Source organism: Pantoea vagans (assembly GCF_001506165.1).
GTDB classification, from domain to species: Bacteria; Pseudomonadota; Gammaproteobacteria; order Enterobacterales; family Enterobacteriaceae; genus Pantoea; species Pantoea vagans_C.
Genome location: NZ_CP011427.1, coordinates 305,384 through 322,794, shown reverse-complemented (window position 1 = coordinate 322,794; position 17,411 = coordinate 305,384). Strand labels below are relative to the sequence as shown.

Here is a 17,411-nt window from a genome sequence, read left to right as displayed (position 1 = left end):
TTAGGGTGGATTTTCATTTCTTTACGATGGGCGCTATTTATTAAATGTGGTCTGGGAAACGAGCACAAATAAAAGCAAAAAAACCGCGAGGCGGGGTTTTTCCATAAAGAAGTCGAAACTGACCGATAAGCCGCGTTCTTTTCATAGAAAGAGGAGTGGACAGTCATTCATCTTGTCCCAGAAAGCAAAAACCCCGCCGAGGCGGGGTTTTTCCATTAAAAAGTCGAAACTGACCGATAAGCCGGGTTCTGTCGTGGACAGTCATTCATCTAGGCCAGCAATCGCTCACTGGCTCAAGCAGCCTACCCGGGTTCAGTACGGGCCGTACCTTGTGAACCCCTATTTGGCCTTGCTCCGGGTGGAGTTTACCGTGCCACGAACTGTTGCCAGCCGCGCGGTGCGCTCTTACCGCACCCTTTCACCCTTACCTGATCCCATTACTGGGCCATCGGCGGTTTGCTCTCTGTTGCACTGGTCGTAGGCTTGCGCCCCCCAGGCGTTACCTGGCACCCTGCCCTATGGAGCCCGGACTTTCCTCCCCTCTGCCCGTCTCCCCCCGAAAGAGGACGACGACAAAGCGGCGACTGTCTGGTCAGCTTCGGCGCGGGATAATAGGCGATCCGTCAGCGTTTGTCACGCCTCTTGCTGCTCCAGGGCGTACTTGTAGAGTGCGTTTTTCTTAACACCATGAATTTCCGCTGTCAGCGCTGCCGCTTTTTTCAGCGGCAGCTCGCTCTGGAGCAGAGCCAGCGTGCGCAGCGCTTCAGCAGGCAAGGCTTCTTCATCTGCCTTATGGCCTTCAACAATCAGCACCATCTCGCCTTTGCGGCGATTTTCGTCTTCCAGCACCCAAGCCAGCAGTTCACCCACCGGCGCGCCCTGAATAGTTTCCCAGGTTTTGGTGATTTCGCGCGCCAGCACCACATAGCGATCCGCGCCCCATACGCTCACCATATCTTGCAGGCTATCGAGCAAACGGTGGGTGGATTCATAAAAAATCAGGGTGCGGGGTTCATTCTCAAGAGACCGCAGCACATCACAACGTCCCTTGCTTTTGGCGGGCAGAAACCCTTCGTAACAGAAACGATCTGACGGTAACCCCGCCGCGCTTAATGCTGTAATCGCCGCGCAGGCACCCGGCAACGGAACCACGCGCACACCTGCTTCACGGCAGCGACGCACCAGATGATAGCCCGGATCGTTGATTAACGGCGTGCCCGCATCCGAGACCAGTGCAATGCTCTGGCCTTCCTGCAGCCTGGCTAACAACACCTCTGCTTTCTGTTGTTCGTTGTGGTCGTGAAGTGCGAACAGTCGCGCATTGATGGCGAAATGTTGTAGCAACAGCCCGGTATGACGTGTATCTTCCGCTGCGACCAGATCGACGCTCGCAAGCACCGTCAGCGCACGCTGCGTGATATCACCCAGGTTACCGATCGGGGTAGGAACGATATAGAGCGTGCTGGCAGAAATCTCTGCCCGATCGAGTTGTTTCATTGTTTCATCCGAATTGCCGATTTAATATTGAGCATCTTGAAAAAAACATCACTGGATACAGTATGCTTCCTTCAAAAGTCGTACGTCATAAAGCAGGACGCTTTGTACCTGTTCTTCTCGCTGGGCTAATTTTAGCCGCGTGTAGCGGTCAGGGACCGCAGCAAACCTCCAACGTCAATATTCAGGGCCCGGCAACTGGCCGGTCTGACTATTATCTGCAGCAGGTGCAACAAAGCAGCGATGATAGCAAGACCGACTGGCAATTACTTGCCATCCGTGCCCTATTGAAGGAAGGAAAGTATCCTCAGGCTAACGATCAGATCGCTCAACTGCCGCAACAGCTCTCTGCTGTACAGCAGCAAGAGCTGCTATTACTGCGTGCTCAGATGCAGATTGGTCAGCAAGATTTTGGTGGTGCCCAGCAGCAACTCGGTCAGGTGAAAACCGACGGTCTGTCTCAGGATCAACAAGTGCGCTACTACGCGCTGCAAATCGCGGCGGCGCAGAATCGCCCTTCACTCGCGTTGCTACGCGCCTATATCGCTCAGGAACCGCTGCTGCAAGGTGCCGACCACCAGAGCAATATTGACGCCACCTGGCAAGCCCTGACGCAGATGACGCAAGATCAGCTGAACAGCCTGGTGATCAATGCCGATGAAAATACCCTGCAAGGCTGGCTGGATCTGCTGAACACCTGGCACACCAACAGCCAGGATCCGCAGATGCTGAAAGCGGCCATCAAAGACTGGCAGACGCGCTATCCGCTGAACCCTGCGGCGAAGACGCTGCCGACTGCACTGAGCCAGGTGCAGAATTTCAGCAAAGCCTCCACCAGCACTATCGCGTTGCTGTTACCGCTGAATGGCCAGGCGCAGGTCTTCGCTAATGCCATCCAGAAAGGCTTTAACGATGCGAAAAATGGCGTGCTGAATGCTCCCGCACCTCAGCCAGCGCCTGCTGCACCGGCCGCTACCGATGCCAGTGCGCAGCCAGCCGCACAGCAACCCGTTGATGCCAACGCCGCAGCCAATACCGTGGTTAGTCCTGCAATGGCAGCAAACACCCCGGCTCAGACTGAACAGCCACAGCCCGCTGCTCAGCCCGCGGCTGCTCAGCCAGACAGCAACGCGCAGGTCAAAGTGTATGACACCAGCAGCCAGCCGATTGCCCAGGTGATGCAGCAGGCACAGCAGGATGGCGCCACCATCGTGGTCGGTCCGCTGCTGAAAAATGAAGTGGAGTCCGTGGTAAACAGCCAGACGCCACTCAATGTTCTGGCGTTAAATGAGCCAGAACAGATCCAGAACCATCCGAATATTTGTTATTTTGCGCTTTCTCCTGAAGACGAAGCGCGTGATGCCGCGCACCATATCTATGAGCAAGGCAAGCGCCAGCCATTACTGTTGGTGCCACGCAGTAGCTATGGCGACCGTGTGAGCAAAGCCTTTGCCCAGGAGTGGCAGAAACTCGGCGGTTCCACCGTGCTGCAACAACGTTTTGGTGGCGTTTCTGAGCTGAAACAGGGTATCAATAGCGGTGCAGGTATCGCACTGAGTGGCACGCCACTGACCGTGGAGCAGCCACAAGCTGCGGGCGTAGCCGTGGCGGGCCTGACCATTCCGGCTCCGCAAACCACGACGCCAGCACCAACGGCAGATGCCAGCAGCGGCAGCATCGATGCGGTGTATATCGTTGCCAGCCAGGATGAGCTGCAACTGATCAAGCCGATGATTGCGATGCGTACCAGCAGCCGCAATAACATCGCGCTTTATGCCAGCTCACGCAGTGCGCAGGCCGGTGCAGGCCCTGATTTCCGTCTGGAAATGGATGGTCTGCAATTCAGCGATATTCCGCTGCTCTCCGGGAGCAATCCTGGCCTGATGCAGCAAGCGGCGAAGTCGTTTAACAACGATTATTCGCTGGTTCGTCTCTATGCGATGGGCATTGATGCCTGGACGCTGGCGAATCACTTTAACCAGATGCGTCAGGTGCCGGGTTTTGCCATTGATGGCAACACGGGCAAACTGAACGCCGACACGGATTGCGTGATCAACAGGAAGTTGGCATGGAACCAGTATCGTCAGGGACAAATCGTTCCGGTGCAGTAAACCGCCAGCGCATTGGCGCTGAGCAGGAGCAGCAGGCGCGTCGCTATCTGGAGCGCGCCGGGCTGCAGTGGGTCGCCAGCAATGTGCGGTGTCGCAGCGGGGAAATTGACCTGATCATGCGCGATGCCGACTGCTGGGTGTTTGTAGAAGTGCGCTATCGGCGTGATGCGCGATATGGCGGTGCGGCTGCCAGTGTCACTCGCCAGAAACAACAAAAGCTGCTGCGTACCGCCGCACTGTGGTTACTGGCACGCGGCGGCAGTTTCGATACGGTGAATTGCCGTTTTGACATCATTGCCATTACCGGGCGCGAGCTGGAGTGGCTGCCCGATGCCTTTAATGCCGATGGATAGAACCAGGTGGTCTTGTGCAGGACAGAATTAAAGCGTGTTTTACCGAAAGTATTCAGACTCAAATCGCCGCTGCGGAAGCGCTGCCGGATGCCATTTCCCGCGCGGCCATGACGCTGGTGCAGTCGCTGCTGAACGGTAACAAAATCCTGAGCTGCGGCAACGGTGCGTCATCGGCCAACGCGCAGCATTTCGCCGCCAGCATGATCAATCGTTTTGAGACCGAGCGCCCCAGCCTGCCTGCATTGGCACTGAGTGCTGATAACGTGATGCTGACGGCGATTGGTAACGATCGTCTTCATGATGAGATTTATGCCAAGCAGGTTCGCGCGCTTGGTCAGGCCGGTGATGTGCTGCTGGCCATTTCAACCCGTGGTAACACCCGCGATATTGTCAAAGCGGTTGAAGCTGCGGTTACTCGCGATATGACTATCGTCGCGCTGACCGGCCATGACGGCGGTGAGCTGGCGGGCCTGCTGGGTCCGCACGATGTGGAAATTCGCATTCCGTCACATCGCAGCGCACGCATTCAGGAAATGCATATGCTGACGCTGAATTGCCTGTGCGATTTGATTGATAACACTTTGTTCCCACACCAGGAATGACTGAAGGAGCTCAAATGAAAGCATTGAACGCTGTCGCCATTCTGTTAACCGCCATGCTGCTGCAGGGCTGTGTCGCCGTTGTCGCGGGCGGTGCCGCTGTCGCCACCAAAACGGCCACCGATCCCCGTACCGTAGGTACCCAGGTGGATGATGGTACGCTGGAGTTACGTGTCACTAACGCGCTGGCGAAAGATGAACAAATCAAAAACCAGGCGCGTGTGGTCGTCACCGCGTATCAAGGCAAAGTGCTGCTGACCGGCCAGTCACCGTCTGCCGATCTGGCGAGCCGCGCGAAACAGATCGCCATGGGCGTCGATGGTGCCACCGAAGTCTATAACGAAATCCGTACCGGCCAGAAAGTCAGCCTCGGGACCTCCTCTTCTGATACCTGGATCACCACCAAAATTCGTTCCCAGCTGTTGGGCAGCGATCAGGTGAAATCATCTAACGTGAAAGTGACCACCGAAAATGGTGAGGTGTTCTTGCTGGGCCTGGTGACACAGCAAGAAGCGGCAGCTGCAGCGGATGTGGCCAGCCGTGTCAGCGGCGTGAAGCACGTGACCACAGCCTTTACCATTCTGAAGTAACGGCAAAATAAAAGGCGCACAACGGTGCGCCTCTTTATCAAATCAGGGCAGCCTCTATCGGCTGCCTTTTTCATCCCGGAAGGTCAATCACCAGCGCACGCAACGGCGTTTTTGCCTGTAACGTAATCTGGTTCTCTTCACTCAAAAACGCCCCATCACCACAGCCGAGTCGTTCCTGATTGGCACTGTTTGCTTGCAGATCCAGTGAACCGTGAATCGATTGCAGATACGCGCGTGCGCCATGCAATTTCACCGTGTAGTGCTCACCGGGAGCCAGCGTCACCTGATGCACCCAGACCTGTTGGCGTAGTTGCAGGCTACCTTCGGCACCATCCGGCGAAGCCAGCAGCAAGCAGGTTTGTTCCGGCAACGTCATTTTCTGCAGCAGCGGATTTTCACGCTCGGGGCAAGCGGCCAGCCACAGTTGCATACGCGTAAGGGGCCGATCTTTGCTAAGATTGATTTCGCTGTAATTCACGCCCTGACGCGTGGATAACAGCATTGCTTCCCCGGCGTTGGCGATCAGATGATTCCCTTCACTGTCGCGGTATTCCGCTTCGCCTTGCAGCACCAGGTTCAGCACATCGACTTGCGGATAGCTACGCGGCTGAAACGCGGCACCCGGCGCCAGCACTTCCTGGTTGAGCACGCGCAATGACGCGTAGCCCATCATTTTAGGATCAAAATAGTGGCCAAAAGAGAAGCTGTATCGCGCCTGCAACCAACCGAAATCGGCTTGGCCACATGCGGACGCGCAGCGGGTTGTCATCATGAATTACCTCCGACGCTCTGCGGTGATAATCGAACGCAGGCTTTATACGCCAATGGTAAAAGGCTGGACGCCAGATTGTAAGCCAGTTAATCTGCCGGGCATGTTCAAATTTACTGACAGAGAACCGGCATGGCAAAAGACCGCGCGTTAACCCTCGAAGCTTTACGTGTGATGGATGCTATTGATCGTCGTGGCAGCTTTGCCGCAGCGGCCGATGAACTGGGTCGTGTTCCGTCTGCATTGAGCTATACCATGCAGAAGCTGGAAGAGGAACTGGACGTAGTGCTGTTTGACCGCTCTGGCCACCGCACCAAATTTACCAATGTAGGACGCATGCTGTTGGAGCGCGGTCGCGTGCTACTGGAAGCGGCCGATAAACTCACCACCGATGCCGAAGCCCTTGCGCGCGGTTGGGAAACCCATCTCACCATTGTGGCGGAAGCGCTGATCCCCACCAATCTGCTGTTCCCCATCGTCGAGAAACTGGCGGAAAAAGCCAATACGCAGATTTCGCTGGTCACTGAAGTGCTGGCGGGCGCGTGGGAGCGTCTGGAACAGGGCCGCGCCGATATCGTGATTGCGCCAGATATGCATTTTCGCGCCTCGACCGAAATCAACACCCGCAAACTGTACAGCATCATGAGCGTGTACGTGGCGAGTCCGGATCATCCGATTCATCAGGAAGCCGAGCCGCTGTCCGAAGTGACCCGCGTGAAGTATCGCGGTATTGCCGTAGCGGATACCGCGCGCGAGCGTCCGGTTTTAACCGTGCAGTTGCTGGATAAACAGCAGCGCCTGACGGTCAGTAGCATGGACGACAAACGCCGTGCGCTGCTGGCAGGATTGGGTGTCGCTACCATGCCCTACCCGATGGTAGAGCAGGATATCGCCGAAGGGCGTCTGCGAGTGGTCAGTGCCGAATACACGCGTGAAGTGGATATTATTATGGCGTGGCGCCGCGACAGTATGGGTGAGGCCAAGGCGTGGTGTTTGCGTGAGATCCCGCGGTTACTGGCGAAGCGCGGTTAGGGTGGTGCGTGCTGACTCCCTCACCCCAGCCCTCTCCCGCAAGCGGTAGAGGGGGCCGACCCAGCACTGGAGTGATAACGGTGCACCCCCTAAACATTCCCTCGCCCGCTTGCGGGAGAGGGCTGGGGTGAGGGTGAAAGACCAACGCTCCCCTCACATCCTGCTCAAACAATCTATCGCCACCGCTTTAAAACTGACGAAATCGCCACAATCCCGCAGCCGTGCGGTCGCCCTTTCGCGCAAAAAGGTCACGAACAGATCGTAAATCGCCATCGCCTCTTCGTATTCGCTTTTGCTGATCGCCAGCAGGAAAATCACCGATGCCGTTTCATCACCCCAGCTCACGCCATGCGGTGCCAGCACGGTGTAGACCACGGTTTTCTTCGCCAGTAATCCCAGCGAGTGCGGCAGCGCGATACCTTCGCCAAGCAGCGTGCTGACTATCGCTTCACGCTCTTCAACCGATGGATAAAAATCGGCATCCACATACCCTTCCCGCTCCAGCTGCTCGCACAACACACCGAACAGCGCCGACTGTGACATCGGCTTATCCAGCACCATAAAGTGCTGCGCATCGAAGTACTTCTCCAGCATGTACGGACGGGTGCGATCCACCAGCACCAGCTTACCCAACTGCTCAAGCTGGAACTCAGTCGGGAACGGCGACATCACCACAATCGGCTTGTTCTTCTCGCTGAGACGCGCAGTAGATATCACGAAGTCTTCGTCGATGTGCGCGCGCATCTCATAATCACGCTGCGACAAACGCGCCGTGACCACTAATTGCGGATATTTGCGCAGCAGCAGCGCCTCAATCATGCGCAGCGTGGAGTTGCCGCTGTCACACACCAGCAGCACCTGCGGATGGCGCTGATAGCCGACATCGTAGTGGCGTTCCAGCCCGACGCCGATGTGCAGCACCAGGAAGCCAATCTCGTTTTCGCTGATGCTGTAAGGCGTGTACTTGCCCCAGCTGGTCACCGCCGCCAGCGTCACGTCATACGCCATTGGATAGTGCTGTTTGATGTTGCTCAGCAAGGGATTCGGAATATGGATTTGGTAGCGGACCCGAGTGATCATGGTCTTGATATGGGTGAGCAGATCGGCGCGCAGTTGTTCATCCTGCTGGAGCCGGTAGTTGTAATGGGTGTTGATGTAATTCAGCAAGTAATCGACCAGCGCATCAGCGTCATCGGCATTGATGGTGCTAGGTGCTAATGCCTGGATCTGGCGCGCAGCAATATTGACGCGCAACCAGTTTTCTTCCGCCTGCGAGATCGGTTTGCCCACCAGCGGTCGCATCAGGTTCACCAAATCCTGCGCCGCTTCACGCACTTCATCACCGACATCTTCTGCGCCGGGATCGTTAAGGGGAAAACCCTCGCTGATGCGGCGTATCGCCACGGCGCAGTAGATTTGCAGATAGCGTTCCCCCTCATCGCTAAGGCGAATCGCGTGCTGAGCGAAGCAGTGTTCCAGCAGTGGCTTTAACTGATCCAGCATGCCGCTGTGCAATGCTTCAACCGTCAGCAGCGGGCTGTCTGGCGTCACCTGATCGATCTGCCAGAGTAAATCCGTCAGGCAGGTGCGGATCGCCGCCTCGCTGCCAAACAGCTTCATGCCGTAACGCGGTTTGGTTTCAATATTGAGATGATAGCGGCCGAGCCACTCGCGCACTTCCGCCATATCACTTTGCAAGGTCGCGCGGCTGACAAACCACTCTTCCGACAAATCTTCCAGCTTGAGGGAATAGGCGGCGGTGAGGAAACGCGTCAACAGATAGCGCACGCGATCCTGCGAAGTGCGCGGCACGCGCAACGGCGCGGCGCTCTCTTCCTGCAAGCGGTCGAAACGCACCACGTCGTCAATCTTCAGTTGATAGCCCGCGCCGCGCGCCAGCACGAACTGCGCGCCGTGTTGCTCTAGCAGCGCATTCAGCGCGGTGATATCGGTGCGCACCGTGCGCGTGGAAACAGAAAAGCGGCGCGCCAGCTCATCCTGCGGCAGCGTTTCGTTTTGTAGCGCAGCGAAAAGTTGTGCCAGTCGCTGATTGGGAAATCTCACGGAGCCTCACCTGTACTGATGTGTTACAGCAATTTTTTGCACGTTGCCAGAAGCTGACGCACATCGTCAATGCGCGTGTCGCCGGTGGCGCTATCAATGATCGAACTATAGACGTGCGGGATAACTTTGCTTACGCCTGCATCGAGCGCAATTTGCACAATGGCTTCGAAATTATTGAGATCGATACCGCCAGTCGGTTCCAGCCAGAAGTCGTGACGCGCGCAGGCTTCCGCCACCGCACGGTACTCATTCACCGCTTTCAAACCGCCCATGGGGAAGTATTTCACTGAGCTGCCGCCCATGTCTTGCAGCATGGCAATCGCGCTGTCGATTGGCACAATCGCATCCTCAACCTGCGAACTGCGCGGCCCGGTGGAGATCTTCACCAAACCCGGCGTGCCGGTCGGGGAGATCAATCCATTCACGACGGTTTGGTTCTGGCCCAGCAGCGCACGGCTGGTTGCCACACCGGTAAACACCTGGTTGACGTGCTGTGGTTGCAGCACCGCGGAGATTTCACTCACCATCGCCGACTGATTGGGATCGCCCGCGCCCAGCCCTACGGACAGTGCGTTATCGATCAGCGCCGCATACTCGCGCATATCGGCAATCGCTTCTTCGTTGCTGGCGTAGTTTTTTGACAGCACGCCCACCAACACATGGCCTTCCGCTGCCTGCCAAATCTCTTTGGCATTCTGCTTTGAACCCGCCAGCACGTTGAGGCACAGACGGTCCTGATAGAAATTAGGGTTCAGACTCATGCGCGTTTTCCTCCGCTGATTAACGCCTGGATACGGCTAAAGATGATGTGTAGCTGATCGGCGCTCACACTGCGCACATCGGCTTCAATGATGCCTTCATTGGCTTTATAGCCACGGAAATAGATGGCGATGTCGCCGGTTTTCAGCGCCTGCACCAGTTCGCCAGTGGGCCAACCCGTGACTGCTTCATCAAACTTAATTTCCGCACGAGCGATATCACGTCCTGCCGCATCCCACACCACGCGAGCGGTCACGCCATTTATCCCATTGAGATGGTCGATAAACGGCGTCATATTGGCGACCATTTCGGCACCGGTAGTTTTTGGCTGTACCAGATAGTTTTCAATCGCTTGCGTCAGGCCAAGAATACCTTCTTTGCCCACTTTCATTGCACGGCCAATGCCGTTGCTCTGACGTTTTACCCACTCAACATACTGGGTGCGGCCAATCACTAAGCCGCTGGTTGGCCCTTCAATCGCTTTCGCACCGCTGTAGATCACCAGATCGGCACCCATCTGGTAGTAGCACTGCAGATCCTCTTCTGCCGCCGCATCCACGATCAATGGAATACCGTGCTTACGCGCAACGACCGCCGCCTGCTCAACGCTGAGGTGGCTTTTCTGCACACAGTGGTGTGATTTGATATACAGCAGCGCTGCCGTGGTCGGCGTGATGGCTGCCGCCAGCTGTTCTGGCGAGCACTCATTGCTGTAACCGGCTTCAATCAGGCGTCCACCGCCCAGTGCTACCATCGCACCCACCGGAGCACCAAAATTCACGTTGTGGCCTTTTGGCACCACGATATCGTGCGGCACGGTCAGCGGCGCAGCGTGCAGGTTATCCAGCAGCCAGTCGTTATCTTTGACGATCACCGCCGCCACGCTTTGCGCGATACCGGCAGAGGCGCACGACACCACTACCGCATTCTCGACCTCCAGCAATTTCGCGATGTACGCGCCGGTCTTGTTGACCAGATCTTTGATCTCGAAGTAGTGATTCAGACCGTAGCTGACCGTGTCCACCACATCAGCAGACGGGGTAGAAACCCCAAGAATGGTCATACGACCGGAGGCATTGATGACCTGTTTCAGGTCATATTTTTCATAAATCGAAGACATGATTGGTTTTCCCTTCATCAGTCAGATGCCACTCACCCGCGACAACCACGGCCAGCGGCAGCAAATGTTGCTCACCCAGAACCCGTTCGCCTTCAGCATCGACGAACGGGCGGGCTTCCTCTTTGACGGTAAAAATGGTCAGGTCGGCGTCATAACCGGCGGTTAAGCGCCCTTTGCCTGCTAAACGCAGGCCAGCCGCGGCGTTCACCGTGACGCAGTCAATAATCTGCGGCAGGGTCATACCGATGCTGAAGAATTTCGACATCACGTGCGCCAGACTGTGTACCGGCCCGTTGATGCGGTTGCGACAATAGATGTCCGAGCTAATGGTGTCAGGCAGAATGCCCTGCGCGATGGCCTGGCGCGCCACTTCAAAGCTAAAGCTGGCACTGCCGTGACCGATATCCAACTTCACACCGCGCGCGATGGCATTTTTCACCGCCGCTTTCAGCTCACCTTGCGGCGACAGGATGCGGTTAGGTTTGCCATTGAAGCAGTGGGTGATGATGTCACCCGAGGTCAGCAGATCGGCAATCTCTTCCAGCACCGGCGGGTTATTTCCGATATGCACCATCAATGGCAAATTACCGGCCGCCTGCTGAATGGCTTTGGCACGAATCAGCGGCTGGATGCCGTTTTCACCCACCACGCTACTGCTCATGCGCGCTTTCAGGCCCACGATAAAGTCTGGACGGCGTTTCACCGCCTGCACCACCGCTTCGCCGTCGATCTGCGCCATATCTGCCAGTTCGTTCTGGGTGATGATGCCGGTGCGCGAGATGTTGATCAGCGCACGTACTTCAGTGGTGGCAGAACGGGTGAGCTGATAGAAATCGTCGATATGATCCGCGCCGGTGCTGCCCGCATCGACAACCGTGGTGACGCCCTGCGCCACACCAATCGCATCAGCTTCATCATGGTAAATCGGGGATTTGGGGTAGCAGTGTACGTGGCTGTCGATCCAGCCTGCGCTGACGTAGTAACGCCCTGCCAGATCGCGCTCCTGCTGGGCTGGGCCGCTGACCTCGCCTACAGCAGCAATTTTGCCGTGCTGGATGGCAATATCCACCAGCTGTTCGTCGCACAGACGCGCGCGGCGCAGAATCAGATCAAACATGCGAACTCCTTAGCCAGGTGCGCATAAATGCGCACCCTACAAAATACTAGCCGCAATTGACTGCCGACCCTACAAACCGCGCCGAGCCATTGTAGGGTCGCCATTAATGGCGACCTGGTCACACAAAAAATCACAACGAAATCGGGAACATCGCGCCTAACACCATGGCACCGAGAATCGCACCACCGGTGATCGGTTTGTTCCAGAGATAAAACAGCAGCGCACCCACCAGCGAACCAAGACCGATTGGAATCGATGCGGCCATCGCAGAGAGAATGATCAACGGCCCAAGGAAGCGACCGGAGGCATTACCTGCGCCCATCATCACGTCCGCACCGTAGGTGGAATCGCTCTGATTAATGGTGAACTTACGCGCCAGGATAATCAGATAACCAATGGCTAACCCCACCACCAGGCCCGTTGCCAGTGAAGCGGCGAAGTTGGCCACCGGGAACACAATCCCTGCCCCGAGCAGCAGCGCCGGAACGCCCAGGCCAACGCCGGTCTGGATTGCGCCACCAATATCGAGGATCCCCACCAGCGAACCTTCGATGATGCGGGCAAACAAGAAACTGGCACCAAATGCCGCCACTGCGCCATACACGCCGGTTTCCATACCCGAACGCAGCATCGACACAAACGCGACTTCGTTAAACGCGCCAATACCGTACAGGTAGTACATATGCGTACCGGCAAACACACCCGCAGACAGCAGGCCAACAAAGATCGGGAACGACCAGTCGGCATACCAGAACCCTTTGTTTTCGGTCTCGTTCATTCTCAAGGCTCCTTATTTGCCGCTCAGGCTGTTGTGGATCATGTCCAGCCAGCCTGGGATACCCAGTTGGAAGGATTGCAGCAGCTTCATGTCGAAGCCACGGAAGAAGCCGCTCAAGGCAAACAGCAGCACGATAGCGAACATCATCACTTTGGTGACCTTGTTCCAGCCGCTCTCTTCCACGCCTTTACCGATCAGAATGCCCAGCACCAAGCCCGGTACTGCGTTACCCATGATCAACTGCGCCAGACCGCCAAAAATGGTCGCCCAGAAACCTGATTTCTTACCGGCATCAATCGCCGCCAGCCAGAAGATCACTGGCATCACGGTGTTCACCAGCAGGTTCGCGGCGGGGACTAAGACTTTGACCGCCGTGACCTGCAATGCCGCGGGCACCGCAGAAGCGGTACTGTTGAGGAATGCCACTACGATCATGCCGATGATGCCGCAGGCAATCGCCATGCGTTTCGGGTTGTGCAGGGTTTCGGCGAGGTTACGATTTTTCACCATCAACGCTGCCGCGCCCCAGTTGGGAATAATGCGGTGGTCAACGTCCTGTGTGAAGGAACCCGCAGCCACTGACGATGCCCAGGCGTTAAAGAAGAAGCCAAGACCAAAGGAGAAGTGCGATGCAGGATCGCCTTCGCAGGAATTGAGTTCACCCAAGGTACGAAATGCGCCCATACCCTGCGTGGTCGGTGCGTGGAACATGCGCGCTGCGCCCGCTCCTACCCCAACGCCAACCAATCCACCTATGATCAACGACTTAAACAAAATGATCAGAAACATGTTGTTGTACCCTTTGTTGTCGTTTTTATTTCGTCGCGATGAAATCCACCTTGTCGGTATCGATCACGGTGACGCTGACGGTAATTTCCAGCTCGACGCTGTAGTTCCGTCGTTCGCGCGCCAGAAAGAAGAACAAGAACTTCTCTGTGCGTACGCTCTCCTGCGCGCGCAGCACCCGCACATCTATGGGTTCAATGCGCAACAGAATCTTTTGACTGGTGCGCAGCACTTGCTGCTGCACCTTGCTCAGTGCATCGGCAAAGGCTTTTGCTTTGCTGTCGCCTTTGCCCTGCACCGTGACCTGAGTGTCATATTGCTGTTTCATGCTTAGCTGCCGTGCTTCTTGTTCCACGCCTGCACCAGACGTTCACCCAGCTCTTCTTTATCCATAAAGCCGAAGCCCAGTACGGTGGCGCCTTCGTTGATGGCCGTGACGCCCTCATCGATGGAACGCATACCGTGTTTCGCTTTGTAGCCGTATTTATTCTGTGCAGTGATGGCACCCGCACCGCCGCTGCCGCAGAAAGAGATGCCGAAGTCTGCGTTTTCCGCTTTCATCACATCGCCCAGCTTCATGTCTGCCGCGACGCCCGGTACCACGACGGCACGTCCGCCCGCTTTCTCAATACCGGCTGCGACTTTCTGGCCTTTACCCAGACGATCACCAATGACGACAGTTACCATGTTCAATTCCTCTCAATTCAAGATTCGTTCGATTTCGCCACTTCGATATGCACCGAAAGTAGCCAGGCTTCTTCTTTAGGCAGATTGCCAAACAGATCCACCACCTGCTGCGCCAGCGCCATGGTGTCTGGCGAGATATCTTCAAACAGCTCGGCTTCTACCTCTGGCAGCGCCTCACCCGTGAGGGAGCGCCCGGCCATGGCCCGCACATGTGAAGCCAGCATCTGTTGCTGAACCGCATTGGCTTCAATCTGGTGTGCGGTGTAGATCGCCGCAATTTGCTTCATCACGTTATCCGCCAACGCCTGAATGGCTTCCGGCGTACTTTGCTTCAGTGGGACAGCTTCACTCCTCACCTTGTTACTCCTGTTTACTGCGGACAATTAGAGATAATTCGCGTTGAAAAGAAATTACGCTTTCCGCTGGCCGCTGTGGAGACGCATCTTTTCCACCTTGAAGTGGAAATCCCACGGCTGAGTGTGCGCCAGATCGCAGTACGCACGAACTGTGCGAAACGGGTCACAAAATGCGGTGATGTGATGGAATAAGGCGAAAAAAAACGGTGAGGTGAGCGAAGGAAATAAGGCCAGCAGAGGGCTGGCCAGGTTTATCAGCGGAATTTCTTATGGTTGGCGTTGCGAATATCTTCCAGTTTCTTCGCTTCCGTTTTAGCCTCATCCAGTTTGTTGGCTTTGGCTAACTGGTCAACGACATCAATCTGCGCAATCAACGAATCCAGACCGGCGTGATAATCCTTAATCTGAGCGCTGTCAGCCGACTGACCTTCCAGTTTCTCCGGGGTGGATTTTTTCGCATCCTCCGCCGCCTGGCGCATCTTGCCGAGTGCAGTTTGCATTTCCTGAGCATCGGAGGTTTTTTTCACCACGCTCAGACCATCTTTCAAGGTATCCATATCTTTCTCCAGGTCAGCGGCAAAAACGCTAGCCGAGGAGAACAACAGCGAGAGAGACAACATTGCAATCACATGCTTACGCATCGGTATATCCTTTTATTATTGTCGGGCTAATAAAAAAGCAGCCACTTGGGCTGCTTTCAGGAAGCGATGTTTTATTGTCCGGCGATTTTCATCTCCGGCAGCAGCACCGACCCGCATTGTATATTGCTGCGCGTTTCAATGTCGTTACCGAGGGTTACCATATTGAGCCACATGTCTTTCAGGTTGCCCGCAATTGTGATCTCGCTCACAGGATATTGGATTTCACCGTTTTCAACCCAGAAACCTGACGCGCCGCGTGAGTAGTCGCCTGTCATGGCACTGACGCTGGAACCCATCATTTCGGTGACCACTAAACCACGGCCCATCTGCTTCAACAGATCCTCAAAGCTGTGGCCCTGGCCTGCAATGCGCCAGTTATGGATGCCGCCCGCGTGACCGGTGCTCTGCAAGCCAAGCTTGCGCGCCGAATAGCTGGTCAGCAGCCAGTTTTGCAGTACGCCATCTTTAATGATGTCACGCGCCTGAGTGCGCACACCTTCGCTGTCGAACGGCGTGGAAGCCAGCCCTTTCAGCAGATGCGGTTTCTCTTCGATGGTCAGCCATTCCGGCAGAATCTGTTTGCCCAGTGAATCCAGCAGGAAGGTCGATTTGCGATAAACGCTGCCGCCGCTGATCATGCCCACCAGATGACCGAACAAACCGGTCGCCACTTCTGGCGCGAAGATTACCGGTGCTTTCATGGTCGACAGCTTACGCGGCGCTAAACGTGACAACACGCGACGCGCGCACTCCTGCCCCACCCATTCCGCGCTTTTCAGGTCGTCCAATGAGCGACCGATGGTGTAGGCGTAGTCACGCTCCATATCGCCATCTTGCTCTGCAATTACGCAGCTGGAGAGTGAATGACGGCTTGAGCAGTAGCTTTGCAGCATGCCGTGGCTGTTACCAAACACTTTGATGCCGACATGGCTGTTAAAGCTGCCGCCTTCGGTATTGGTGATGCGCTTATCCGCCTGCAGTGACGCTTGCTCTGCCTGAGCGGCCAGTTCGATAGCGCGATCGGCATCGATCTCCCAAGGATGGTAGAGATCAAGATCTGGCGCTTCAAAGGCCAGCAGATCGGGATCGGCGGGCGCACCAAAAGGATCAACCGAGGTGTAACGGGCAATATCGATCGCCGCCTGCACGGTGCGTTTAATCGCATCCGGGCTAAGGTCGGTTGAGGAAGCACTGCCTTTGCGGTTTTGATGATAGACGGTGATGCCGAGCGCACCATCGCTGTTGAATTCGACGTTTTCGACTTCGCCGTAGCGGGTGCTGACGCCGATGCCGGTGGTTTTCGTGACCGCCACTTCTGCACCATCGGTGCTGGCTTTCGCCAGTTCCAGCGCCTGCGCGACAGCCTGTTCTAACACTTTACGTTGTTCTGCAACCTGAGTAGATACGTTCATCGACCTGCCGTCTAATCTTAAGTATGAATTTATTGAGTCTATCAGACTCAGAGAACAATTTCGCAGTCGCCCGATAAACTGGTAGGATTAGCCTCTTTTTTTTAGGGAGCCAAGAGATGACCAAGCAGCCCGATGACTGGCTCGACGATGTGCCGGATAATCAAAACGAAGAAAATGAAGACGATGAGATTATCTGGGTCAGTAAAAGCGAAATTAAACGCGACGCCGAAGAGCTAAAACGCCTCGGTGCCGAGTTAGTGGATTTAGGGAAAAACTCCCTCGATAAGATCCCCCTCGACGAAGATCTGCGTGCCGCCATTGAACTGGCACAGCGCATTAAGAAGGAAGGCCGTCGCCGCCAGTTGCAGCTGATCGGTAAGATGTTGCGCGCGCGCGATGAAGATCCGATCCGTCAGGCGCTGGATAAGCTGAAGAACCGCCACAACCAGCAGGTTGCGCTGTTCCATAAACTCGAGCAGTTGCGCGATCGTTTGATTGAGAAAGGCGATGACGCCGTGGCAGAGGTGATTGCCCTCTATCCAGACGCTGACCGTCAGCAGTTGCGCAGCATGATCCGTAATGCGCAGAAAGAGAAAGCCGCGAACAAGCCGGTTAAATCAGCCCGTCAGATTTTCCAGTATCTGCGCGAGTTGGCAGAAGCGTAGGTCCGCTGCGCTCATTAAAAAGGTCGCCATGAATGGCGACCCTGCAATGAGATTGCATACCTTGTAGGGTGGCCATTT

19 protein-coding genes and 1 other RNA gene are annotated in these 17,411 nt (G+C 55.9%); 6 read left to right on the top strand and 14 right to left on the bottom strand.

All coding sequences use genetic code 11. The features are described from left to right. Nucleotides 1-221: 221 nt before the first annotated feature. Both rnpB and rsmI read right to left on the bottom strand, forming a co-directional pair. Nucleotides 222-600, bottom strand: an RNA gene (gene rnpB / locus LK04_RS01615) — RNase P RNA component class A. 33 nt (nucleotides 601-633) lie between these two features. Next, nucleotides 634-1,497 carry a 16S rRNA (cytidine(1402)-2'-O)-methyltransferase gene (rsmI, locus tag LK04_RS01610; RefSeq protein ID WP_039331364.1) on the bottom strand — a complete coding sequence of 288 codons (864 nt, stop codon included), beginning with the start codon at nucleotides 1,495-1,497 and terminating at the stop codon, nucleotides 634-636. Between the two features lie 62 nt (nucleotides 1,498-1,559). Here rsmI and LK04_RS01605 point away from each other — a divergent pair, with 62 nt between their 5' ends. From LK04_RS01605 to dolP, 4 genes are read left to right on the top strand one after another with little or no spacing between them, the layout of a single operon-like run. Further along, nucleotides 1,560-3,605 carry a penicillin-binding protein activator gene (locus LK04_RS01605; protein ID WP_039331366.1) on the top strand — a complete coding sequence of 682 codons (2,046 nt, stop codon included), beginning with the start codon at nucleotides 1,560-1,562 and terminating at the stop codon, nucleotides 3,603-3,605. Beyond that, nucleotides 3,563-3,958 (top strand): YraN family protein, encoded by a 396-nt coding sequence (locus LK04_RS01600; protein ID WP_039331368.1) that lies wholly within the window; start codon nucleotides 3,563-3,565, stop codon nucleotides 3,956-3,958. The genes LK04_RS01605 and LK04_RS01600 overlap by 43 nt, the downstream gene beginning before the upstream one ends. Nucleotides 3,959-3,972: 14 nt before the next feature. Continuing rightward, nucleotides 3,973-4,560 (top strand): DnaA initiator-associating protein DiaA, encoded by a 588-nt coding sequence (gene diaA / locus LK04_RS01595; RefSeq protein ID WP_007890352.1) that lies wholly within the window; start codon nucleotides 3,973-3,975, stop codon nucleotides 4,558-4,560. Between the two features lie 14 nt (nucleotides 4,561-4,574). Next, entirely contained in the window at nucleotides 4,575-5,147 is a 573-nt protein-coding gene (gene dolP / locus LK04_RS01590) for a division/outer membrane stress-associated lipid-binding lipoprotein (RefSeq protein ID WP_039331375.1), read from the top strand. A 70-nt stretch (nucleotides 5,148-5,217) separates the two neighbouring features. On the opposite strand, the gene LK04_RS01585 is transcribed toward dolP, so the two are convergent. Then, nucleotides 5,218-5,919, bottom strand: a complete 702-nt coding sequence (locus LK04_RS01585; RefSeq protein WP_039331377.1) for a pirin family protein — start codon at nucleotides 5,917-5,919, stop codon at nucleotides 5,218-5,220. A gap of 129 nt (nucleotides 5,920-6,048) precedes the next feature. On the opposite strand from LK04_RS01585, the gene LK04_RS01580 reads away from it, so the two are divergent. Next, nucleotides 6,049-6,948, top strand: coding sequence for a LysR family transcriptional regulator (locus LK04_RS01580; RefSeq protein WP_039331379.1), 900 nt, complete (start codon nucleotides 6,049-6,051; stop codon nucleotides 6,946-6,948). A gap of 153 nt (nucleotides 6,949-7,101) precedes the next feature. Here the strand turns inward: LK04_RS01580 and LK04_RS01575 are convergent, their stop codons facing one another. From LK04_RS01575 to pmbA, 11 genes are all read right to left on the bottom strand, one after another. Further along, nucleotides 7,102-9,012 (bottom strand): BglG family transcription antiterminator, encoded by a 1,911-nt coding sequence (locus LK04_RS01575; RefSeq protein ID WP_039331381.1) that lies wholly within the window; start codon nucleotides 9,010-9,012, stop codon nucleotides 7,102-7,104. A gap of 23 nt (nucleotides 9,013-9,035) precedes the next feature. Then, nucleotides 9,036-9,773, bottom strand: a complete 738-nt coding sequence (gene dagF / locus LK04_RS01570; RefSeq protein WP_039331384.1) for a 2-dehydro-3-deoxy-phosphogluconate aldolase — start codon at nucleotides 9,771-9,773, stop codon at nucleotides 9,036-9,038. After that, entirely contained in the window at nucleotides 9,770-10,891 is a 1,122-nt protein-coding gene (locus LK04_RS01565; RefSeq protein WP_039331386.1) for a DgaE family pyridoxal phosphate-dependent ammonia lyase, read from the bottom strand. The genes dagF and LK04_RS01565 overlap by 4 nt, the downstream gene beginning before the upstream one ends. Continuing rightward, nucleotides 10,875-12,008 (bottom strand): amidohydrolase/deacetylase family metallohydrolase, encoded by a 1,134-nt coding sequence (locus tag LK04_RS01560; protein ID WP_039331388.1) that lies wholly within the window; start codon nucleotides 12,006-12,008, stop codon nucleotides 10,875-10,877. Before LK04_RS01560 ends, LK04_RS01565 begins: the two co-directional genes overlap by 17 nt. Nucleotides 12,009-12,138: 130 nt before the next feature. Then, nucleotides 12,139-12,786 (bottom strand): DUF4310 family protein, encoded by a 648-nt coding sequence (locus tag LK04_RS01555; protein WP_039331390.1) that lies wholly within the window; start codon nucleotides 12,784-12,786, stop codon nucleotides 12,139-12,141. Between the two features lie 12 nt (nucleotides 12,787-12,798). After that, complete coding sequence (locus tag LK04_RS01550) at nucleotides 12,799-13,575, bottom strand: DUF4311 domain-containing protein (protein ID WP_039331392.1); 777 nt, start codon at nucleotides 13,573-13,575, stop codon at nucleotides 12,799-12,801. A gap of 25 nt (nucleotides 13,576-13,600) precedes the next feature. Further along, a complete protein-coding gene (locus LK04_RS01545) occupies nucleotides 13,601-13,900 on the bottom strand; it encodes a DUF4312 family protein (RefSeq protein WP_039331394.1) in 300 nt (99 codons plus the stop codon). 2 nt (nucleotides 13,901-13,902) lie between these two features. Next, complete coding sequence (locus LK04_RS01540; RefSeq protein ID WP_009087404.1) at nucleotides 13,903-14,259, bottom strand: SFCGS family glycine-rich protein; 357 nt, start codon at nucleotides 14,257-14,259, stop codon at nucleotides 13,903-13,905. 17 nt (nucleotides 14,260-14,276) lie between these two features. Beyond that, the gene (locus tag LK04_RS01535) at nucleotides 14,277-14,615 is read right to left on the bottom strand and encodes a glycine dehydrogenase (RefSeq protein ID WP_039331400.1); all 339 of its coding nucleotides are present in this window, start codon (nucleotides 14,613-14,615) and stop codon (nucleotides 14,277-14,279) included. Nucleotides 14,616-14,869: 254 nt separating this feature from the next. Then, nucleotides 14,870-15,256 (bottom strand): cytochrome b562, encoded by a 387-nt coding sequence (gene cybC, locus LK04_RS01530; RefSeq protein ID WP_039331402.1) that lies wholly within the window; start codon nucleotides 15,254-15,256, stop codon nucleotides 14,870-14,872. Between the two features lie 71 nt (nucleotides 15,257-15,327). Continuing rightward, on the bottom strand, nucleotides 15,328-16,668 hold the full coding sequence (pmbA, locus tag LK04_RS01525) for a metalloprotease PmbA (RefSeq protein ID WP_039331404.1): 1,341 nt from the start codon (nucleotides 16,666-16,668) through the stop codon (nucleotides 15,328-15,330). Nucleotides 16,669-16,784: 116 nt separating this feature from the next. Between pmbA and yjgA the strand changes: the two genes are divergently transcribed. Next, nucleotides 16,785-17,333 carry a ribosome biogenesis factor YjgA gene (gene yjgA, locus LK04_RS01520; protein ID WP_039331406.1) on the top strand — a complete coding sequence of 183 codons (549 nt, stop codon included), beginning with the start codon at nucleotides 16,785-16,787 and terminating at the stop codon, nucleotides 17,331-17,333. The last annotated feature ends 78 nt before the right edge of the window (nucleotides 17,334-17,411 follow it).

Coding starts and splice junctions, on each gene's coding strand:
- dagF (WP_039331384.1), bottom strand. CDS start 9,773: ATGAGTCTGAACCCTAATTTCTATCAGGACCGTCTGTGCCTCAACGTG.
- LK04_RS01555 (WP_039331390.1), bottom strand. CDS start 12,786: ATGAACGAGACCGAAAACAAAGGGTTCTGGTATGCCGACTGGTCGTTC.
- pmbA (WP_039331404.1), bottom strand. CDS start 16,668: ATGAACGTATCTACTCAGGTTGCAGAACAACGTAAAGTGTTAGAACAG.
- LK04_RS01565 (WP_039331386.1), bottom strand. CDS start 10,891: ATGTCTTCGATTTATGAAAAATATGACCTGAAACAGGTCATCAATGCC.
- rsmI (WP_039331364.1), bottom strand. CDS start 1,497: ATGAAACAACTCGATCGGGCAGAGATTTCTGCCAGCACGCTCTATATC.
- LK04_RS01550 (WP_039331392.1), bottom strand. CDS start 13,575: ATGTTTCTGATCATTTTGTTTAAGTCGTTGATCATAGGTGGATTGGTT.
- dolP (WP_039331375.1), top strand. CDS start 4,575: ATGAAAGCATTGAACGCTGTCGCCATTCTGTTAACCGCCATGCTGCTG.
- LK04_RS01580 (WP_039331379.1), top strand. CDS start 6,049: ATGGCAAAAGACCGCGCGTTAACCCTCGAAGCTTTACGTGTGATGGAT.
- LK04_RS01545 (WP_039331394.1), bottom strand. CDS start 13,900: ATGAAACAGCAATATGACACTCAGGTCACGGTGCAGGGCAAAGGCGAC.
- cybC (WP_039331402.1), bottom strand. CDS start 15,256: ATGCGTAAGCATGTGATTGCAATGTTGTCTCTCTCGCTGTTGTTCTCC.
- LK04_RS01600 (WP_039331368.1), top strand. CDS start 3,563: ATGGAACCAGTATCGTCAGGGACAAATCGTTCCGGTGCAGTAAACCGC.
- LK04_RS01585 (WP_039331377.1), bottom strand. CDS start 5,919: ATGATGACAACCCGCTGCGCGTCCGCATGTGGCCAAGCCGATTTCGGT.
- yjgA (WP_039331406.1), top strand. CDS start 16,785: ATGACCAAGCAGCCCGATGACTGGCTCGACGATGTGCCGGATAATCAA.
- LK04_RS01540 (WP_009087404.1), bottom strand. CDS start 14,259: ATGGTAACTGTCGTCATTGGTGATCGTCTGGGTAAAGGCCAGAAAGTC.
- LK04_RS01605 (WP_039331366.1), top strand. CDS start 1,560: ATGCTTCCTTCAAAAGTCGTACGTCATAAAGCAGGACGCTTTGTACCT.
- LK04_RS01560 (WP_039331388.1), bottom strand. CDS start 12,008: ATGTTTGATCTGATTCTGCGCCGCGCGCGTCTGTGCGACGAACAGCTG.